17 protein-coding genes are annotated in these 20,457 nt (G+C 70.8%); 13 read left to right on the top strand and 4 right to left on the bottom strand.

The window, feature by feature from the left end; translation table 11 throughout:
* Positions 1 to 24 precede the first annotated feature (24 nt).
* From AB0B72_RS36070 to AB0B72_RS36055, 4 genes are all read right to left on the bottom strand, one after another.
* Positions 25 to 822 carry a PIG-L family deacetylase gene (locus AB0B72_RS36070; protein WP_367744008.1) on the bottom strand — a complete coding sequence of 266 codons (798 nt, stop codon included), beginning with the start codon at positions 820 to 822 and terminating at the stop codon, positions 25 to 27.
* Positions 823 to 942: 120 nt separating this feature from the next.
* On the bottom strand, positions 943 to 1,188 hold the full coding sequence (locus AB0B72_RS36065) for a type B 50S ribosomal protein L31 (protein ID WP_367743978.1): 246 nt from the start codon (positions 1,186 to 1,188) through the stop codon (positions 943 to 945).
* A gap of 2 nt (positions 1,189 to 1,190) precedes the next feature.
* Entirely contained in the window at positions 1,191 to 1,355 is a 165-nt protein-coding gene (gene rpmG / locus AB0B72_RS36060; protein WP_367743976.1) for a 50S ribosomal protein L33, read from the bottom strand.
* Between the two features lie 123 nt (positions 1,356 to 1,478).
* Positions 1,479 to 2,969, bottom strand: a complete 1,491-nt coding sequence (locus AB0B72_RS36055; RefSeq protein WP_367743974.1) for an FAD-dependent monooxygenase — start codon at positions 2,967 to 2,969, stop codon at positions 1,479 to 1,481.
* 390 nt (positions 2,970 to 3,359) lie between these two features.
* Here AB0B72_RS36055 and AB0B72_RS36050 point away from each other — a divergent pair, with 390 nt between their 5' ends.
* The 13 genes from AB0B72_RS36050 (at position 3,360) to AB0B72_RS35990 (ending at position 20,388) form a co-directional block, all read left to right on the top strand.
* The gene (locus tag AB0B72_RS36050; RefSeq protein ID WP_367743973.1) at positions 3,360 to 4,823 is read left to right on the top strand and encodes a serine protease; all 1,464 of its coding nucleotides are present in this window, start codon (positions 3,360 to 3,362) and stop codon (positions 4,821 to 4,823) included.
* Between the two features lie 155 nt (positions 4,824 to 4,978).
* A complete protein-coding gene (locus tag AB0B72_RS36045) occupies positions 4,979 to 5,599 on the top strand; it encodes a pentapeptide repeat-containing protein (protein ID WP_367743972.1) in 621 nt (206 codons plus the stop codon).
* Positions 5,600 to 5,720: 121 nt separating this feature from the next.
* Entirely contained in the window at positions 5,721 to 6,308 is a 588-nt protein-coding gene (locus AB0B72_RS36040; protein ID WP_367743971.1) for an anti-sigma factor antagonist, read from the top strand.
* 126 nt (positions 6,309 to 6,434) lie between these two features.
* On the top strand, positions 6,435 to 8,345 hold the full coding sequence (locus AB0B72_RS36035; RefSeq protein ID WP_367743970.1) for an amino acid transporter: 1,911 nt from the start codon (positions 6,435 to 6,437) through the stop codon (positions 8,343 to 8,345).
* Positions 8,346 to 8,571: 226 nt separating this feature from the next.
* A complete protein-coding gene (locus AB0B72_RS36030; RefSeq protein WP_367743969.1) occupies positions 8,572 to 8,661 on the top strand; it encodes a K(+)-transporting ATPase subunit F in 90 nt (29 codons plus the stop codon).
* The gene (gene kdpA, locus AB0B72_RS36025) at positions 8,661 to 10,322 is read left to right on the top strand and encodes a potassium-transporting ATPase subunit KdpA (RefSeq protein WP_367743968.1); all 1,662 of its coding nucleotides are present in this window, start codon (positions 8,661 to 8,663) and stop codon (positions 10,320 to 10,322) included. The genes AB0B72_RS36030 and kdpA overlap by 1 nt, the downstream gene beginning before the upstream one ends.
* A 92-nt stretch (positions 10,323 to 10,414) precedes the next feature.
* On the top strand, positions 10,415 to 12,463 hold the full coding sequence (kdpB, locus tag AB0B72_RS36020) for a potassium-transporting ATPase subunit KdpB (RefSeq protein WP_367744007.1): 2,049 nt from the start codon (positions 10,415 to 10,417) through the stop codon (positions 12,461 to 12,463).
* Positions 12,463 to 13,344: a potassium-transporting ATPase subunit C gene (locus tag AB0B72_RS36015; protein WP_367743967.1), complete on the top strand. Its 882-nt coding sequence runs from the start codon at positions 12,463 to 12,465 to the stop codon at positions 13,342 to 13,344. The genes kdpB and AB0B72_RS36015 overlap by 1 nt, the downstream gene beginning before the upstream one ends.
* A 5-nt stretch (positions 13,345 to 13,349) precedes the next feature.
* Positions 13,350 to 15,902 (top strand): DUF4118 domain-containing protein, encoded by a 2,553-nt coding sequence (locus AB0B72_RS36010; RefSeq protein ID WP_367744006.1) that lies wholly within the window; start codon positions 13,350 to 13,352, stop codon positions 15,900 to 15,902.
* Positions 15,899 to 16,567: a response regulator gene (locus tag AB0B72_RS36005; RefSeq protein WP_367743966.1), complete on the top strand. Its 669-nt coding sequence runs from the start codon at positions 15,899 to 15,901 to the stop codon at positions 16,565 to 16,567. Before AB0B72_RS36010 ends, AB0B72_RS36005 begins: the two co-directional genes overlap by 4 nt.
* A 203-nt stretch (positions 16,568 to 16,770) precedes the next feature.
* Positions 16,771 to 17,103, top strand: coding sequence for an SAV_915 family protein (locus AB0B72_RS36000; protein WP_367743964.1), 333 nt, complete (start codon positions 16,771 to 16,773; stop codon positions 17,101 to 17,103).
* Position 17,104: 1 nt separating this feature from the next.
* Complete coding sequence (gene lysA, locus AB0B72_RS35995; protein ID WP_367743963.1) at positions 17,105 to 18,439, top strand: diaminopimelate decarboxylase; 1,335 nt, start codon at positions 17,105 to 17,107, stop codon at positions 18,437 to 18,439.
* Between the two features lie 119 nt (positions 18,440 to 18,558).
* Positions 18,559 to 20,388: an APC family permease gene (locus AB0B72_RS35990; RefSeq protein ID WP_367743962.1), complete on the top strand. Its 1,830-nt coding sequence runs from the start codon at positions 18,559 to 18,561 to the stop codon at positions 20,386 to 20,388.
* The last annotated feature ends 69 nt before the right edge of the window (positions 20,389 to 20,457 follow it).

The following is a 20,457-nucleotide window of genomic DNA, read 5'->3' as shown; positions in this document are numbered from 1 at the left end:
CCGCCCGCCTGATTCGCCGGCCCGTCAGTCGCGCAGGCCGGCGAACAGGTCGTCCTCGTGGCCGGGGGCGTCCACCTTGGACAGGTGGCGGGTGAAGGACTCGGTCGCGAAGACCTCGTGCTGCGCGTCCTGCGGCATCCGCAGCAGGAAGATGTTCTCGCCCTGGCTCTCGTGGGCCCGCAGGGCCTTGATCTTGACGTCCACGTAAGGCGAGACGTCGACCACGGTGGTGATCAGCTCGTCCGGCGTGCCGAAGTCCTCGGGCAGGTCGACGCCGTCCATGTCCATGCCGCTCGACCGCATGAAGTCGAACAACTTCCTGATCCGGTCACGCGAGACGGCCGTGTAGTAGACCTTGTCCGGGATCCCGGTGGCCTCGGCCGCCGCCATGGCGATCCGGTGCGCCTGGATGTGATCCGGATGGCCGTAGCCGCCGGTCTCGTCGTAGGTGACGACCACCTGGGGCCGGTATCGCTCCATGAGCTCGCCGAGCCGGGCGGCGGCCTTTTCGAGGGGGACGTTGCCGAAGGCCTCGGGGTGGGCGTTGGTCTCCCAGCCGTCCATGCCGGTGTCGCGGTAGCCGAGCAGTTCGAGATGCGCGATGCCGAGGTGGCCCACGGAGTCGCGCAGCTCGGCGAGCCGGCGCTGCGCGACCGCTTCGGCGTCATGACCGGGATCTCCCGGCTTCACCCCGCCGGGGCCGTCCCCCTGCTCGCCGTTGGTGCAGGTGACCAGGACCGTACGGATGCCCTCGGCGGCGTACTTGGCGAGGATTCCGCCCGTGCCGATCACCTCGTCGTCAGGGTGAGCGTGCACAGCCATCACGGTGAGCTCTCGGTCCATCTGGTCCCCCGGGGATTCGGCCCTGTTTGCGAATACTTTTACGACGATATACCGGGGCCTGAATACCCGGCCTTGTGCCCCGCGACGAAACGGAGTGGTTCAGCGCTTCGCGTAACGCTGCCGGAAGCGCTCCACCCGGCCGGCGGTGTCGAGCACGCGCCCGCGCCCGGTGTAGAAGGGGTGGCTCGCCGAGGAGACGTCGACGTCCACGACGGGGTAGACGGCGCCGTCCTCCCACTCGATCGTCTTGCCGCTCGTCGCGGTGGAACGGGTCAGGAACGCGAAGTCCGCACTCGGGTCGCGGAAGACGACGGGCCGGTAGCGGGGGTGGATGTCCTTCTTCATGGTCATCGCTCCTCTCGGAACGCCACATGGCGCCGGATGGTGGGGTCGTACTTGAGCAGGGTGAGCCGATCGGGGTCGTTGCGCCGGTTCTTGCGGGTCACGTAGGTGTAGCCGGTGCCCGCACCCGAGCGCAGCTTGATCACGGGGCGAAGCTCGCTTCTGGCCACTACGGGTCCTTCCTGACGGTGCGATGGCATCGATAACCATTTCCATCCGTCAGATGTTCCCGTAGTCGGCGGCCGCCTGTCGTGGCAGGTCACACAGGTCGTTCGTACCCCGGCGACGTCTCGTCAGGGGGCCACCGGGGTCAGCGGGGGGCCGCACCATTCGGCCAGGGCCGCGCGGATCCCGGGGACGGACGCCGCCGGGCCGGAGCACTCGGCGGCCCAGGCGATGTAGCCGTCGGGGCGGACCAGCACGAGCCTGCCGGTCCTGCCGTCGGCGGCGACGACGTCGACGCGGCCTTCCCATCCGGTGACGGCCCCGGCGGCCAGCGGCGTGTCCGGAGGCGTGACCAGCAGCGGGCGCCTGCCGCGCAGTGCCTCGTACAGACGTCGCGGGCCCGGGCCGGTCAGCGGGATGTCGGGCGCCCTCCTCCCCATGAGGGGGTGCGCGCCCCGGGGCGCGGGATAGGCGAGGCCGATGCCGGAGAGGGCTCTGGCCATGCGACGAGCCAGCGGCGGGACGTGTGTCGCCGCGACCAGGACGGCCCGGAGGGCCGCGCCCGGCGTCCCCGGCCGGGCCGTCGCGGCGCGCAGCAGCCTGCCGCTGGTGCGCAGGGCGAGCCGCCCGGCCGGGCGGCGCTCGGAGTCATAGGTGTCCAGCAGCCCGGCCGGGGCCCGGTCCTTGAGGACGCCGGCGAGTTTCCACCCCAGATTGGCCGCGTCCTGCATGCCGGTGTTCATCCCCAGCCCGCCGGCGGGGGAGTGCACGTGCGCGGCGTCACCGGCGAGGAAGATCCGGCCCACGCGGTAGGCGGGCACCTGCCGCTCGTCGCTGTGGAACCGCGACATCCAGCGGGGATCGCGCATGCCGAAGTCGGTGCCGAGCACCTCGCGCGTCATCTCCTTCACCTCGGCGAGATCCAGCGGCGCCGTTTCTGGCGGTGTCCGCCGCCGGTTCCAAACGATCACACGGAACCACCCGTCACCGAAGGGCAGGACGAAGGCGAACCCGTCGTCCGTGACGCCGGCCGTCAGCTCGTCCGGCGGCGGCTCGGCCGGCCGGACGTCGGCCAGCACGATCGAGCGTGCGACGGAACGGCCGGGGAAGGGCAGCCCGAGAGCCTGCCGCACCGTGCTTCGCATCCCGTCGGCGCCGACGACGTAGCGTGCCCGCCAGGTGCGCACGCCGCCGTCCCGGTCGCGGACCCGCAGATCCACCCCGTCGGCGTCCTGGCGCACATCGATCACCTCCGCGCCGTGCACGACCCGTACGCCCAGCCGCCGCGCCCGCTCGCCGAGCACCTGTTCCGTCGTGAACTGCGGTGTCGACAGCACGTACGGGAACCGGCTCGGCAGCCATGACAGGTCCAGCGTTCCCCGGCCGAACACCCTCAATATGGGCACCGGAAGGCCCAGTCTCACCAGGTCGTCGGCCACACCCCGCACGTCCAACTCCTCCAGGGTGCGGGCGTGCACGGCGGCGGCCCGGCTGAGGTTCGACTCGTCGAGGCGACGCTCAAGGACCGCGCAGGACACATCGGCCTCGGCGAGGTCGCCGGCGAGCAGCAGCCCGGTAGGGCCCGCGCCCACGACCAGCACATCGGTAACCGTGCGCATGGCGTCCACTTCTTCCCGGCGGCCTGTCCGCCACCCAAGGGTCGAATACCCCAAACATGGACAAATGCCACATGGGGTCACCATGGGACGGTTGATCGGCAACGAGGTGAGACGTGATCATCCAGCCTTACGGTTCCGTCCACTTCCTGTGATTTACGCCACATCGCGTTTGCGGCCGGTCGCGCGCATGTCGCCGCCTTCTCCATATCGTGACCTGCGGCGATGCTCGGCGCGGCCACGAGAACGGGTCGCCGCCGCGACGGACGCCCGGCCCCGCCTCCGAGTCGATCCGCATCGTTTGTCGCCGTTTCTCCTATAGCGTGCCGAATGGTCCTTTACTGACGGATGGGGCGCAAGTGACGCCCCACGACAGACCTGGGAGACCTCCCCTTGAAGCGCATCCTCGCCCTCGGTGGCGTCGCGGCCGGCCTGCTGGCCTCCGCGGCCGTCGCCGCCCCGGCCCACGCCGACTCCGTCCCGACCGACGTGCTGGCCGGCACCAACTACGCCGCCAAGCAGGTCGCCGCGTTCTGGTACGGCCAGTCCGCCGCCAACCTGGTCGGCGCCACGCCGTACAACGTCGAGACCAAGGTCGTGGCCAAGCACGTCTCCGGCGGCGGCCCCGCGGCCAGCACCAAGCCGGGCACCGTCCCGGCCATCGGTGACGAGAAGAAGTCCAGCAGCACGTCGAAGAACGTCAACCTGCCCAAGACCACGGGCAAGGTCTTCTTCATCGGCGCGGACCACAAGCCGCACTGGTGCTCGGCCACCTCGCTGCAGTCCACGTACCACAACCTGGTCGCCACGGCCGGTCACTGCGTGTACGACACCGCGTCGAACAAGGCCACCCTCGACAAGTGGGTCTTCGTCCCCGGCTACTACCAGGGCAAGACCCCGTGGGGCATCTACGTCGGCAAGCAGGCCTTCACGCACTACGACTACGACGTCTACGAGGACGGCGACCGCGACTACGCGTTCGTGACCGTCTACAACGGCGTCCTGCCGACCGGCGGCTCGGCCGGCACGTACTCGAAGACCTGGGAGACCTGGACCGAGGCCGCCAAGGACAGGGCGAGGATCAAGGCCGACAAGACCACCGGCTACTCCCGCGTCAGCGTCCGCCCGGTCGTCACGACCACGGTCGTCAAGGAGGGCACGCCCGGGTCGAAGAAGACCGGCGTCACCCGGACCGACTGGAAGAAGCTCAACCCCGAGGGCACGCCCTCCTTCGGTCCCTTCAAGGAGGGCACCGGCGTCACCGACACGACCAGCACCACCAAGCCCGCCGACTGGCCGGGCAGCGACAAGGTGTCGGCCGACGGCAAGACGTACTACTTCGAGTCGGGCGGCAAGTACATCACCCGCACGTACTGGATCAACTACGACGTGGACTACACGGTCACCGCGCGGGTCCTGTCGATCGGCCTGAAGGACGTCGGCCGCCTCGGCGACAACGTCGGCGGCCAGGGCCTGGCCTACAACCAGAAGCTCGGCAAGAGCGTCTTCGTCTTCGGCTACCCCAGCGGCTCCCACCCGGACGGCAACTACGCCTTCACCGGCAAGACCCTGAAGTGGACGTACGGCAAGACCTTCGCGGCCAGCGCTTCGGCGATCAAGGCCGAGGAGCTCGTCGGCGTCAAGTCCTCCTTCACCGGCGAGGGCGCCATCGGCTCCTCCTGGCTGCTGAGCTACAGCAACAGCCGCCGTCTCGGCTACCTGAACGGCGTGACCATCGGCGTCTCCGACACCGACAAGAACAACCGCTACGACACCAGCGTCTCCCCGTACTTCGACGGTGAGACCTACGGCGTCTACAGCGCGGCCAAGAACATGTGGTCCGGCAAGATCGTCTGATCTGCCGTCTGATCGAACGCGAAGGGCCCGGCACTCCAGCCGGGCCCTTCGTGCGTTGGCGTGCTCGGCCGTGCCGGCAGGCCGCATTCTCCGCGCCTGATGGCGTTCGCCGCGCCCGGGTACTGTGTGCGGCATGGACCAGAGCGGACTCCCTCATGGCTGACCGCAGGCACGGCCGGCCGGCGCCCCAGACCGACAGCACCGTCTACTCCGCGGACTGGGACGGCCGCGACCTGTCCGGCGAGAGCCACCGGAACGTCGCCCTCGTCGACGTCGACATGACGGAGGCGTCCAGCCGCGGGGCCGACTTCTTCGAGTGTCACTTCCGGGGCGTCCGGTTCAACGCGTCGGTCCACGAGGACAGCGCGTTCGTCAACTGCACGTTCACGCGGTGCACGTTCTTCGACGTCACGTTCACCGGATGCAAGCTCGTCGGCAGCATGTTCGACGACTCGACGTACAACCTGCTCAAGGTGCACGGCGGCGACTGGTCGTTCACCGGCCTGGCCGGCGCCGACCTGCGCGGCGCGTCGTTCACCGACGTGCGGATGCGGGAGGCCGACCTGTCCGGCGCGCACTGCGCCGGCGCCACGCTGCGCGGGGTGGACCTGTCCGGCGCGTGGTTCCACAAGGCCGACCTGTCCCGCTGTGACCTGCGTGGCAGCGACCTGTCGTCCCTGGATCCGCATACGACGGAGCTGACCAAGGCGGTCATCGACCCGTACCAGGCGATCACGATCGCCACCAGCCTGGGACTCGACGTGCGGGATACGTGACGCGATGTGTGTAGACCGTGCCCCGGCTGGTAGAGATAGGGGGCCACGCTCGCCCTGATTCCCGCGAGCCGAAGACAGGAAACCGATGTCTGAGCAGACCAATCAAGATGAGCAATTCACGATGTCCATCGGACTGCACGAGGACTGCATAGTCGTCCGTGCCTCCGGTGAATTGGATCACAACTACGCCGGGCTCTTCCAGAAGCAGATCAAGGAGGCCTGGCACGCGCTGCGGTCCACGGCCCTCGTGGTCGACCTCAGTGAGATCACCTTCTGCGACTCCATGGGAGTCGGCGTGCTGGTGCTCCTGCTGCACCAGAGCCGCGCGGAGTCGAGTCCGCTCGTCCTCACCGGAATCCCCCCGCAGTTGGAGCGCATCCTCACGCTCACCGGGCTGCGCAGCGCCTTCGTCGTCGAGCCGTCGGTGGAGGAGGCGATCCAGAAGGTCAAGGGTGGAGCGCCCCCGGCCGTCGTCGATGCCGGGACCGATGCGCCGGCCGCGACCGTTCCCGCGGCCGAGGCGCCGGCTGAGATCCCCCAGGCCGAGGCGCCGGCCGTGATGGTTCCCGCAGTCGAGACCCCGGCCGTGATGGCTCCCGCGGCCGAGACCCCGGCTGAGATCCCCGTGGCCGAGGCGGCGGTGATCGTTCCCGAGGCCGAGGCGCCGGTGGCGCAGAACGGGCAGCCCCAGGGCCAGGCGGAGGCCTGAGCCCGCGAAACCACCCTCAAGTTCGCGGTCTTGACGCGTTCTTGACGCCGCCGACCTGCGGTTTCCGTACCCACGCTGAGTAGGGTTCCTTTCGTCTTTACACCGTTTTGCGAAAAGGTGGGGCGAATGGTCCGGGTTGATCAGCGTGGCCTCACGGAGGGGCCGGTGCGGCGATGGCTCCTCGACGGCCTGCAGGCCGACCGCAGGCAGATCGAGCACGGGCCGCACCGCAAGCACTCGTGGTGGCAGGTCATGTGCCTCACCGGTGTCGACTACTTCTCGACGCTCGGCTACCAGCCGGGCATCGCGGTCCTCGCCGCCGGTGCGCTGTCCCCGCTCGCGACGCTCTTCCTGGTGCTGCTGACCCTGTTCGGCGCGCTGCCGATCTACCGGCGGGTCGCCGAGGAGAGCCCGAACGGCCAGGGCTCGATCGCCATGCTGGAGAAGCTGGCGCCGCAGTGGTGGGGCAAGCTCTTCGTGCTGGCGCTGCTCGGCTTCGCGGCCACCGACTTCGTCATCACGATGACCCTGTCGGCGGCCGACGCCACCGCCCACATCCTGCAGAACCCGTTCGTCCCCGGCTTCCTCGGCGGGCAGCGGGTCCTGGTCACGCTGGTGCTGCTCGCTCTGCTCGGCGGGGTGTTCCTGACGGGCTTCAGCGAGGCGATCGGCATCGCCGTCGTGCTCGTCGGCACCTACCTGCTGCTGAACGCGGTCGTGGTGGTGGCCGCGCTCGCGCACGTGCTGGAAAACCCCCATCTGGTCCTCAACTGGAAGGCGGTGCTGACCACCACGTACAGCAGCCCGCTGGCGATGGTGGGTCTCTCCCTGGTGGTCATGCCGAAGCTGGCCCTCGGCCTTTCCGGCTTCGAGACCGGCGTGGCGGTGATGCCGGTGGTCGAGGGCGACCGTCCCCGCCGCATCTCGGGCACCAAGCGGCTGCTGACCACGGCCGCCCTCATCATGAGCGTCTTCTTGATGCTCACGAGCTTCGCCACCACCGTCCTCATCCCGGAGAAGGAGTTCGAGGAGGGCGGCAAGGCGAGCGGGCGCGCGCTGGCCTATCTGGCCCACGGCTTCCTGGGCGACGGGTTCGGCACCGTCTACGACATCAGCACGATCGCGATCCTGTGGTTCGCGGGCGCCTCGGCGATGGCCGGGCTGATCAACCTCGTCCCGCGCTACCTCCCCCGGTACGGCATGGCCCCCGACTGGACCCGCGCCGTACGCCCGCTGGTGCTCGTGTTCAGCCTGATCGCCTTCGCCATCACGGTGATCTTCGACGCCGACGTGGAGGCGCAGGGCGGCGCGTACGCCACCGGGGTGCTGGTGCTGATCCTTTCGGCGGCCGTGGCGGTGACGCTGTCGGCCCGCCGGCGCGGCCGGCGCCGGGCCACGGCGGCGTTCGGCCTGATCGCGGTGGTGTTCGCCTACACGCTGGTGGACAACGTGATCGAGCGGCCGGACGGCGTGAAGATCGCGTCATTCTTCATCGTGGCGATCATCGTGACGTCGCTGATATCCCGGGCGACGCGCTCCACCGAGCTGCGGGTCACCGAAATCAGCCTCGACCCGCTGGCGGAGCGGTTCGTCAACGACGCGACCGGCGAGATCCACCTGATCGCCAACGAGCCGCACACGCGCGATCAGCACGAGTACAACGCCAAGCGGCGTGAGCAGTGGCTGAACCACCGGCTGCGCAGCGAGGAGCCGGTCATGTTCGTGGAGGTGACGGTCGTCGACGCCTCCGACTTCGAGACCGAGATGCGGGTCCACGGCGAGGAGCGGTACGGCCACCGTATCCTCAGGTACGAAAGCCCCACCGTGCCGAACTCCCTGGCCGCGCTCCTGCTCCACCTGCGCGACCGGACCGGGCACGTGCCGCACATCTACTTCCACTGGACCGAGGGCAACCCGGTGACGGCGATGCTCCGCTACCTGCTTTTCGGCGGCGGCGACGTGCCGCCCCTCACGCGGGAGGTCCTGCGGCAGGCCGAGCCGGACGTCGTACGCCGGCCGCACGTCCACGTGGGGTGAGCACGTACCGATGGTGTCAATACGCGGGCCGGCCGCGTAGGGAACCCGTCAAGACGTGCCAGAAGGCCTGAATCTAGGACTTTGCTATTCATGTGGCCCCCCAATCCGGGGTGGCCGTATGCATATGTCCGAATTTAGGAGTGAGGATGGCGGACGTCATCTTCGTCGCCCTGACGATCGCGATCTTCGTGGTCCTCGGGCTCGCGGTCAGGGCGGTGGAGCGGCTGTGAGCGCCGTCAACGCGGTCGGCCTCGGCGCGGCCGTCATCGTGGTGATCTTCGTGGTCGCCGCCCTGCTGTTCCCGGAGCGCTTCTGATGAGCGCCACCGCGGCCGGCATCGTCTTCATCGTCTCCCTGGTCGTCGCCCTCGCCGTGGCGTACAAGCCGCTCGGGGACTACATGCACCGGGTCTACACAACGCCCCGGCATCTGGCGGTCGAGCGGGGCGTCTACCGCCTGATCGGCGTGCGGCCCGACAGCGACCAGCGCTGGAGCGCCTACGCGCGCGCCGTGCTCGCCTTCTCGGTGGTCTCGATCCTGGTCGTCTACGCCATGCAGCGCCTGCAGGACAAGCTGTTCCTCAGCCTGGGCCTGCCCGCCGTCACCGACCACATCGCCTGGAACACGGCGATCAGCTTCGTGACTAACACGAACTGGCAGGCCTACTCGGGCGAGTCGACCATGGGTCACCTCGTCCAGATGGCGGCCCTGGCGGTGCAGAACTTCACGTCCGCCGCCGTCGGCATGGCCGTGGCCATCGCGCTGGTGCGGGGATTCGCCCGCAGGCGGGCCGACACCATCGGCAACTTCTGGGTGGACCTGGTCCGCGGGACGGTGCGCATCCTGCTGCCCATCGCGTTCGTCGGCGCCCTGATCCTCGTGGCGGGCGGCCTGGTGCAGAACTTCGCCGCGCCGCACGACGTGGTGACGCTGGCCGGGGGCCATCAGGCGATCACCGGGGGACCGGTGGCCAGCCAGGAGGTCATCAAGGAGCTCGGCACCAACGGCGGCGGCTTCTACAACACCAACTCGGCGCACCCGTTCGAGAACGCCACCAGCTGGACGAACTGGCTGGAGATCTTCCTGATGCTGCTGATCCCGTTCGCGCTGCCGCGCACCTTCGGCCGGATGGTCGGGCAGAACCGCCAGGGCTACGCGATCCTCGCGGTCATGGGCACGATCGCCCTGGCCAGTGTCGCGCTGACCAACGTCTTCGAGCTGAGTGGCGGCGGCACCGTCCCCCACGCGATCGGCGCGGCGATGGAGGGCAAGGACGTCCGCTTCGGCGTGGCGAACTCCGCCACGTTCGGCGCCGCGACGACGCTGACCTCCACGGGAGCCGTGGACTCCTTCCACGACTCCTACACGCCGTTCGGCGGCATGATGACAATGTTCAACATGATGCTGGGCGAGGTCGCGCCCGGCGGCACCGGCTCCGGCCTGTACGGCATGCTCGTGCTCGCCGTGATCACGGTCTTCGTCGCGGGCCTCATGGTCGGCCGTACGCCGGAATACCTCGGCAAGAAGATCGGCGCACGCGAGATGAAGCTCGCCTCGCTCTACTTCCTGGTCACCCCCGTCCTCGTGCTCATCGGCACGGCGGTGGCGATGGGCAACTCGGCAGGCCTCGCGGCGATGCTCAACCACGGACCACACGGCTTCTCCGAGATCCTCTACGCCTTCACCAGCGCGTCCAACAACAACGGGTCCGCGTTCGGCGGCGTCACCGTGAACACTCCCTGGTACGACGTGGCGCTCGGCCTGTGCATGGTCTTCGGCCGGTTCCTGCCCATCGTCTTCGTGCTCGGCCTGGCCGGCTCGCTGGCCCGGCAGGCGCCCGTCCCCGCATCGGCCGGAACCCTGCCCACCCACCGCCCGCAGTTCGTCGGGATGGTGGTCGGCGTGACGATCGTGCTGGTCGCGCTGACCTTCCTCCCCGCTCTGGCGCTCGGACCGCTCGCGGAAGGACTCTCGTAGAAATGCCTGCTCCAGTGCTCGATTCCCCGGTCCGCGCCGCCGAGCCGCCACGGAACGCCAAGATCGGCGGGGGGCTGCTCGACCCCGCACAGATGATCAAGTCGCTTCCGGACGCGCTCAGGAAACTGAACCCCGCGACCCTGTGGCGCAACCCCGTCATGCTCATCGTCGAGATCGGGGCGGTCTTCACGACCGTCCTGGCCGTCGGCGACCCGTCCTTCTTCGCCTGGGCGATCACCGTCTGGCTCTGGCTGACCGTGGTGTTCGCCAACCTGGCCGAGGCCGTGGCCGAGGGCCGCGGCAAGGCGCAGGCCGCCACGCTGCGGGCCGCCAAGCGCGACACCACCGCCCGCCGGCTCGTCGACGGCCTCGACCTGTCCCACTGGGAGGTCGTCGCCGCCCCCGAGCTCAGGCAGGGCGATCATGTGATCGTCGAGGCCGGGGAGATCATCCCCGGTGACGGCGACGTCGTCGAGGGCATCGCCTCCGTCGACGAGTCCGCCATCACCGGCGAGTCCGCGCCCGTGATCCGCGAGTCGGGCGGCGACCGGTCGGCCGTGACCGGCGGCACCAAGGTGCTGTCCGACCAGATCATCGTGAAGATCACCCAGAAGCCGGGGGAGAGCTTCATCGATCGGATGATCGCCCTGGTCGAGGGGGCCAACCGGCAGAAGACCCCGAACGAGATCGCCCTCAACATCCTGCTCGCCGCGCTCACGATCATCTTCCTGGTCGCGACCGTGACCATGCAGCCGCTGGCGATCTACTCCAGGTCCGTCAACCCGGGGGTGGCCGACTCGCTCGCCCTGACGGGCGACGGCGTCACCGGCGTCGTGCTGGTCTCCCTGCTCGTCTGCCTCATCCCGACGACGATCGGCGCGCTGCTGTCGGCCATCGGCATCGCCGGGATGGACCGCCTGGTGCAGCGCAACGTGCTCGCCATGAGCGGCCGGGCCGTCGAGGCGGCGGGCGACGTGAGCACCCTGCTGCTCGACAAGACCGGCACCATCACCCTGGGCAACCGCCAGGCGTCGGACTTCGTCCCGGTGGACGGTGTGACCCAGCGGGAGCTCGCCGAGGCGGCGCAGCTGTCCAGCCTGGCCGACGAGACCCCCGAGGGCCGCTCGATCGTCGTCTACGCCAAGCAGGAGTACGGCCTGCGCGAACGGCGGCCCGGCGAGCTGGCGCACGCCGACTGGGTGCCCTTCACGGCGCAGACCCGCATGTCGGGCGTGGACGTGGACGGCCGCCAGGTCCGCAAGGGCGCCGCGACATCGGTGATGAAGTGGGTGCGCGACCACGGCGGCCATCCGACGCACAGCGTCGGCGAGCTGGTGGACGGCATCTCCGGGTCGGGCGGGACGCCTCTTGTGGTCGGCGAGGTGTCCGGCGGCACGGCCCGCGTCCTCGGGGTCATCCACCTCAAGGACGTGGTCAAGCAGGGCATGCGCGAGCGGTTCGACGAGATGCGCCGGATGGGCATCAGGACCGTCATGATCACCGGGGACAACCCGCTGACCGCTGGGGCGATCGCCGAGGAGGCGGGGGTCGACGACTTCCTCGCCGAGGCCACCCCCGAGGACAAGCTGGCCCTGATCAGGCGCGAGCAGGAGGGCGGCCGACTGGTCGCCATGACCGGCGACGGCACCAACGACGCGCCCGCGCTCGCGCAGGCCGACGTCGGCGTCGCCATGAACACCGGCACGTCCGCCGCCAAGGAGGCGGGCAACATGGTGGACCTCGACTCCAACCCCACGAAGCTCATCGAGATCGTGGAGATCGGCAAGCAGCTCCTCATCACCCGGGGCGCGCTGACCACGTTCTCCATCGCCAACGACATCGCGAAGTACTTCGCGATCATCCCGGCGATGTTCGCGGCGGTCTATCCGGGGCTGGACGCGCTGAACATCATGCGCCTGCACAGCCCGCAGTCGGCGATCCTGTCCGCCGTCGTCTTCAACGCGGTCGTCATCGTCGCGCTGATCCCGCTCGCCCTGCGCGGCGTGCGGTACCGGCCCTCCAGCGCCTCGAAGCTGCTGTCCCGCAACCTCTACGTGTACGGCCTGGGCGGCATCGTCACGCCGTTCATCGGCATCAAGCTCATTGACCTGGTCATCCAGTTCCTCCCGGGGATGTCGTAATGGAACGTCTGCCACGCTGGATCCTCCAGCACCTCGCCGCCATCCGGGCGGTCGTCGTACTGACGCTGCTGCTCGGCGCCGTCTACCCGCTGGCCGTCACGGGTGTCGCCCAGGTCCTCTTCCACGGCAAGGCCAACGGCTCGATCGTCACCAAGGGCGGCAAGGACGTCGGAAGCGCGCTGATCGGCCAGCTCTTCACGGACAAGGACGGCAAGCCGATCCCGGCGTACTTCCAGAGCCGGCCGTCCGCCGCCGGCGACGGCTACGACATGCTGTCCACCGCGGCGAGCAACCTCGGCCCCGAGGACGTGATCGACACGCTGCCCGACCCGAAGGGCGCCGACGACGCGGCCAAGGAGGGCAGGCGGTCGCTGCTCACCCAGGTCTGCGCACGCTCCAAGGCGATCGGCGAGCTGGACGGCGTGAGCGGCGCCCGGCAGTACTGCACGGCGGACGGCGTCGGCGCGGTGCTGAAGGTCTTCCCGGCCGTCGGCACCCCCAAGAGGGTCGTCAGCGTCAACCAGGCGTGCCCCGCCGCGCCGTTCATCCCGGTCTACCAGGGCGTCAAGGTCGAGTGCGGCACGCCAGGGGACGACTACGCGGCCGGCCGCACCGTGCCCGTCGCGGGTGACGCGCGGGCGGTCGTCCCGCCGGACGCAGTCACCGCGAGCGGCAGCGGCCTCGACCCGCACATCTCCCCCGCGTACGCCGAAGTGCAGGCGCCGCGCGTCGCCAAGCAGCGCGGCCTGGCCCTGAGCCGGGTCCAGGCGCTGATCAGGGAGCACACGACCGGCCGGGCACTCGGGTTCATGGGTGAGCCCGGGGTGAACGTGCTGGAGCTCAATCTGGCCCTCGACCACGCTTCCACAGGGGGGCGGTGAGCCGGGTGCCCCGAGGGCGGCTGCGCGTCTACCTGGGGGCCGCGCCGGGTGTCGGCAAGACGTACGCGATGCTCTGCGAGGGCCGCCGGGCCATGCGGCGGGGCCGGGACGTGGTCGTGGGTCTCGTCGAGACCCACGGCCGCCCCCACACCGCCGATCTGCTCGACGGCCTGGAGGTCGTCCCCCGCAGGACGACCACCCACCGGGGGACGACCTTCACCGAGCTCGACGTCGACGCCGTCCTGGCGCGCGCCCCGAAGCTCGCGCTGATCGACGAGCTGGCGCACACGAACGTGCCGGGCTCGCGCAACGCCAAGCGGTGGCAGGACATCGAGGAGCTCCTCGACGCCGGGATCGACGTCGTCTCCACGGTGAACATCCAGCATCTGGAGTCGGTCAACGACGTCGTCCGGCAGATCACCGGCATCCCGCAGCGGGAGACCGTGCCCGACGAGGTCGTACGGCGGGCCCACCAGGTCGAGCTGGTCGACATGTCCCCCGACGCGCTGCGCCGCCGCATGGCCCACGGCAACGTCTACGCCCCGGAGAAGGTGGACGCGGCGCTGTCGAACTACTTCCGGGTCGGCAACCTGACGGCGCTGCGCGAGCTGGCGCTGCTGTGGGTCGCGGGGAAGGTGGACGAGCAGCTCGACCGCTACCGCGCCGAGCACGGCATCGCCGCCACCTGGGAGGCCCGCGAGCGGGTCGTGGTGGCCCTCACGGGCGGGCCCGAGGGGGACACGCTCGTCCGGCGGGCCGCGCGCATCGCGGCCCGGACCAAGGGCGCCGACCTGCTGGCCGTCCACATCACCCGGGCGGACGGGCTGCCCGGAGGCGATCCGGCGCTGCTGGCAAGGCAGCGGGCCCTGGTGGAGAGCATGGGCGGCACCTACCACCAGGTCGTCGGCGACGACGTGGCCCGGGCGCTGCTCGACTTCGCCCAGGGGGTGAACGCCACCCAGCTCGTGCTCGGCGCCTCGCGGCGCGGCAGGCTCGCCCAGCTCCTCACGCGCGGTGTGGGGGTCGAGACGACCGCGCTGTCCGGGTCCATCGACGTCCACATGATCACTCATGACGAGGCGAGGAAGGGACGCCTGCGGCCGTCACGGTCGAGAGCGGCCCTCACCCGGCGCCGCCGGCTGACCGGCTGGGGCGTCGCCGTCGCCGGAGTGCCGGCCCTGACCGCCGCGCTCGTGCCGATCCGCGGCGGGCTGACGCTGCCCAGCGTCATCCTGCTCTTCCTGAGCATGGTGGTCGGCGTCGCGCTGATCGGCGGCATGTGGCCGGCGATCACCGTGGCCGTCGGCGGGTCGCTCCTGCTCAACTACTACTTCACCCCGCCCATCAACACGTTCACGATCTCCGATCCGGAGAACCTCTTCGCCCTGGTCGTGTTCGTCCTGGTCGCCGCGGCGGTCAGCACCATCGTCGACCTCGCGGCCCGCCGTACGAGGGAGGCGGCCCAGGCCGGCGCGGACGCGGAGATCCTCTCGACCCTGGCCGGGCACGTCCTGCGCGGCGAGGCCGCCGTCCCCTCGTTGCTGGCGCGGCTGCGCGAGACATTCGGCCTCACCTCCGTCACCCTGCTCGAACGGCGGCCGGAGCCGGAGCAGGGGCCGGACGACCGGTCCGACCCGGAAGCCTGGCGGATCGTCGCCACCTCCGGCGGCGCGCCCTGCACCTCCCCCGGCGCCGCCGACACCGACGTCGACGTGGACGAGGACCTGGTGCTCGCCGCCCGCGGCCGGCTGCTCGACGCCTCCGACCGCCGCGTGCTGGAGGCGTTCGCCGCCCACGCCGCCGTGGCGCTGCGGCAGGAACGGCTGGAGGAGGAGGCGGAGCAGGCCAGGCCGCTGGCCGAGGCCGACAAGATGCGCACCGCGCTGCTCGCCGCCGTCAGCCACGACCTGCGCACCCCGCTGGCCTCGGCCAAGGCCGCCGTCGAGAGCCTGAGCGCCACCGACGTCGCCTGGTCGCAGGACGACACGAGGGAGCTGCTCGCCACCGCCGACGAGTCGCTGGCCAAGCTGGACCGCCTGGTCGCCAACCTGCTGGACATGAGCCGCCTCCAGGCGGGCGTGCTGGGCGTGTCCGCGCAGCCGGTCGCGATCGAGGAGATCGTGCCCTGGGCCATCGACGACCTCGGGCCGCTCAGCGACCGCGTCAAGGCCGACGTCGCCGCCGGCCTGCCCGAGGTCGTCGCCGACCCGGATCTGCTGGAGAGGGTGCTGGTCAACCTGATGTCGAACGCCGTCCGCTACACCCCGCCGGGCGACCGGGTGCTCGTCACCGCGAGCGCGCACGGCGACGTCGTGGAGGTCCGGATCATCGACCGGGGCCCCGGCATCCCGCAGGACGCCTACGACCGGGTCTTCATGCCCTTCCAGCGCCTCGGCGACAGGGACAACCACTCCGGCGTCGGGCTGGGGCTCGCGCTGTCGCGCGGCCTGTCGGAGGCGATGGGCGGCGCGCTCGTCCCCGAGGAGACGCCCGGAGGAGGGCTCACCATGATCGTTACTCTGCCGATCCACGCCCGCGCCGGGCGGGTGCTCCCATGACGCGCATCCTCGTCGTGGACGACGAGCCCCAGATCCTGCGTGCTCTCCGGATCAACCTGGCCGCCCGGCGGTACGAGGTGGCCGTCGCCCCCGACGGCGGGTCGGCGCTGCGGGTGGCCGCCGACTGGCGTCCCGACCTCGTCCTGCTCGACCTGGGGCTGCCCGACATGGACGGCGTCGACGTCATCCACGGGCTGCGCGGCTGGACCAAGATCCCCATCATCGTGCTGTCCGGGCGTGCCGGGAACCAGGACAAGGTGGGCGCCCTCGACGCGGGGGCCGACGACTACGTCACCAAGCCGTTCGGAATCGACGAGCTGCTCGCCCGCGTACGGGCGGTGAGCCGGCGCACCGCGATCCAGGAGGCCGAGCTCGCGCGCGTGCAGATCGGCGACCACGTGATCGACCTGATCGACAAGACCGTCTCCGGCGACGTACGGCTGACGCCGACGGAGTGGCACATCCTGGAGCTCCTCCTGCGCCACCCCGGCAAGCTGGTGAGCCAGCGGCAGCTCCTCAGCGAGGTGTGGGGCCCGCAGTTCGTCAAGGAGACCAACTACCTGCGCCAGTACATGGCGCAGCTGCGGCGCAAGCTGGAGCGGGATCCAGCCCATCCGGCGCACCTCATGACCGAGCCGGGAATGGGCTACCGCTTCACCCCGTGACCACACCCCCGGCCGCTCGGCTTCTGGGCGGTCGTTCTCCGGGGGTCGTCAACGGCGCGTCAGGGTTGACGAGGCGGCCGTCCGGAACACGTCACGACGGCAGCTACCTGGGTGAATGCAGGCATAGCGTTCCTTTTGTCGGGTTTTACATGAACCGCCCTTCTCCGGAGCATTGCCCTCCGGAACGCGGGCGAGGAGGAATCATGGCAGAAGCATCTCCGCACCTGCTTTTCGTGCCGGTCCACGCTGGCACGGTCACCCAGTCGCTGCGACTGTTCCGTACCGCCGCCGGTAAGAGGACGGCGGTCGCCTTCTCGTCGCCCGCCCGGCTGATGAAGGTCCTGGGCGCGGACCAGCCGTGGACCTGCCTCACCGAGCCCGTGCTCCGGGGGCTCATCGCGGACCTGGACGTCATCGGCGTCGTCTTCGACCCCGCGGGAACGATGCCCGCCCAGCCCGCCGGCCACGCCCAGTCCGCCCAGCCCGCCGGCTACGCCGCCGAGGCTCTCGCCGGCGCCTCCGTACGGGCGGCCTGAGATGAGGTCGCTCACGCGTGAGGTGGAGACGCCCGTCGTCACGACGGCGGGGGCGCCCTGGCCGGTCACCATGCGATTCGGCCCCGGAGGCCAGGCCACCGTCGCCGGCGCCGGGCTCATGGACATCGCGCGGCGCTTCGGCACACCGGCGTACGTCATGGACGAGGCCGACGTCCGCCTGCGCTGCCGGGCCTACCGCGCGGCGCTGCCCCGGGCCGAGGTGGCGTACGCGGCCAAGGCGTTCCTGTGCCGCGCGATCGCCGCCTGGGTGCGGTCGGAGGGGATGAGCCTCGACGTGTGCTCGGCAGGCGAGCTGGCCGTGGCGCGTGCGGCCGGGTTCCCCGTCGAGAAGATCATCTTCCATGGCAACGCGAAGACCCCCGGCGAGCTGCGGTACGCCCTCGACGAGGGCGTGGGCCGCCTCGTCGTCGACGACATCGCCGAGATCAACCGGCTCGCCGCGCTGATGCCGGCGGGCCGCCGGCAGAAGGTGCTGATCCGGGTGATCCCCGACGTGGAGGCCGGCGCGCACGCCGCGATCCGCACCGGGGGCGAGGACCAGAAGTTCGGGCTGTCCATCGCGTCTGGAGCGGCCGCCGAGGCGGTGCGCCGGGTGCTCGGGCAGCCTCGCCTGGAGCTGGTCGGGCTGCACTGCCACCTCGGCTCGCAGATCGTGTCCACCGACCCGTACGAGCGGGCCGCGCGCGTCATGGTCCGGCTGCTCGCCGCCATCCGCGAGGAGCACGGCGTCGTCCTCCCGCAGCTCGACCTGGGTGGCGGGCACGGCATCGCGTACGTGTCCGGGGAGCCCGCGCTGAGCCCGTCGCGGCTCGCCTTGGCGGCGGCCACGGTGGTGGAGCGCTGCACGGCGGCGGGCCTGCCGGTCCCCCGGCTGACGGTGGAGCCCGGACGGGCGATCACCGGCCCCGCCGGGGTGACGCTCTATCGGGTGATCGCCGTGAAGAAGGCGCTGCGCCACACGTACGTCGCCGTCGACGGCGGGATGAGCGACAACCCCAGGCCCGCCCTCTACGGCTCCCGCTACGAGATCCGCATGATCGGCCGGGCGACACGGGCCGGCGAGCGCGACTACACGATCGTCGGCCACCACTGCGAGGCGGGGGACACGCTCGCCGAGGGCGTACGCCTCCCCGCGGACATCCGGCCGGGAGACGTGCTCGTCGTCGCGGCCACGGGCGCCTACAACCATTCGATGGCCTCCACCTACAACATGACGGGCCGCCCTCCCGTGGTCGCCGTGTCCCATGGGCGGGCCCGGCTGGTCGTCCGCCGGGAGGGCCAGGAGGACCTCATGCGCCGCGACGTCGGCCTGTGAGCGCCGTGGTCAGCGCCGCGTAGGAATCGGCGCGTGGCCGTCATGGGCGTGTAGGGATCACGATGACGGAGCGGTCATCGGGGCCACGCTGAACACCCATTCCCTACCAGGAGAAATCGATGACCACCGTGCGGACCCCGCTCCCCGTCCCGGGGGCGAAGGAGCTTCCCGATCTCCCCGAGCGGCACCGGCTGAGCGTCGTCGGCGGCCTGGCCGCGCTCTCGCTCGACGCGATGGCGTCCGTGGCCTACGGCCCGGAGGCGATCGTCTTGGTGCTCGCACTCGCGGGCGGCCGGGGGCTCGGCTTCACGGTCCCGGTCACGCTGGCCATCGCCCTGCTGCTCGCGGTGCTGACGTTCTCCTACCGCCAGGTGATCGCCGTGTTCCCCGGAGGCGGCGGCGCGTACGGCGTGGCCAAGACCTACTTCGGCCGCCGGGCCAGCCTGGTGGCAGCCGCCTCGCTGCTCGTGGACTACGTGCTCAACGTGGCGGTATCGGTGGCCGCCGGGGTGGCGGCGCTCACGTCGGCGCTCCCGGCGCTCCTGCCGTACACGCTCTGGCTCTGCCTGGGCGTGCTGGCGCTGGTCACCGCCGTCAACCTCAGGGGCATCGCGAGCAGCGCCCGCGCCTTCATCGTCCCCACGGCCGTCTACGTCGGCGCCATCCTGCTGGTGGTCGTGGCCGGGCTGCTCCGCTCCGCGCCTGCCACCGCCGTCGAGCACGCCGCCCAGGCGCGGAACATCGAAGGCGTCGGCCTCCTTCTGCTGCTGCGGGCCTTCGCCAACGGCTGCGCCGCGCTGACCGGTGTCGAGGCCATCGCCAACGCGGTCCCCTCGTTCCGGCTTCCGCGTGTGCGGCGCGCCCAGCGCGCGGAGGTGGCCCTCGGCGGCCTGCTCGGAGTGATGCTGGTCGGGATCGCGGCGCTGATCGAGAAGTTCTCCATCGCCCCCGTCGGCGGGGTGACCGTCCTCGCGCAGGTCACCCGGGCCTCTCTCGGGGACGGCCCGCTGTTCTACGTGGTGCAGATGTCGACCGTGCTGCTGCTGGCGCTGGCGGCCAACACCTCCTTCGGCGGCCTGCCCGTGCTGGCCCATCTGCTGGCCAGGGACAACAACCTGCCGCACCTGTTCGCCCTGCAGGCCGACCGGCAGGTGCACCGGTACGGCATCGCGTTCCTGTCGGTGACGGCGGCCGCGCTGCTGATCGTCTCGGCGGGCGACATGAACATGCTCGTGCCGCTGTTCGCGATCGGGGTGTTCGTGGGGTTCAGCCTCTCCCAGGCCGGGATGGTCAGGCACTGGCTGGCCGTGCGTCCCGCCGGCTGGCGGTGGAGGGCGGCGCTGAACGGCTTCGGAGCGCTGCTGACGACCGTCGCCGCCGTCGTGGTGATGATGTCGAAGTTCACCGAGGGCGGCTGGCTCATCGCCGTCGCGCTGCCGCTGATCGTGATCGCCATGGAGTGGGTCAACCGGTCGTACGCCCGCATCGGGGATCGGCTGGAGCTGGGCCGCACGCCCCTGCCGCCCCTGCCGCGCCGGTCGCTCGTCGTGGTGCCCGTCCGCGCGGTGAACCGGCTGGCCTGCGAGGCCCTGGGCGCCGCGCTCTCGCTCGGCGACAGGGTCGTGGCGGTCAACATCGCCCAGGCGGGGGAGGAGCCGGAGGCGCGGCGTTTCGTCGACGAGTGGGAGTGCTGGCACCCCGACGTCGAGCTGGTGCAGCTCTTCGACGGGCGCCGGCGCCTGGACGAGCCGCTCGTCGCCTACCTGAGAGGCGTCAGCGAGGCGCACGTGTTCGTGCTCATCGCGGAGATCGAGCCCGACCACTCCTGGCAGCGGATGCTGCAGAACCAGCGCGGCGCCGTCCTCGCCCGCGCCCTGCGCCGCCGTACGGACGCGGTCGTGTGCCGCATGCGCTTCCGCATGGGCGGGGCGACGGCCCCCGCCCGGTGACCCGCGCGGGCGCGGCTTGGCGTCCGCGCCTTCCATGAAGGATCTCCCCCGAACGGAGAACCGCCTCCC

Source organism: Microbispora sp. NPDC049125, assembly GCF_040802045.1.
In the GTDB taxonomy this organism is placed as follows: Bacteria; Actinomycetota; Actinomycetes; order Streptosporangiales; family Streptosporangiaceae; genus Microbispora.
Note: the sequence above shows the minus strand (reverse complement) of the source record. Positions and strands in the feature narration are given on the sequence as shown.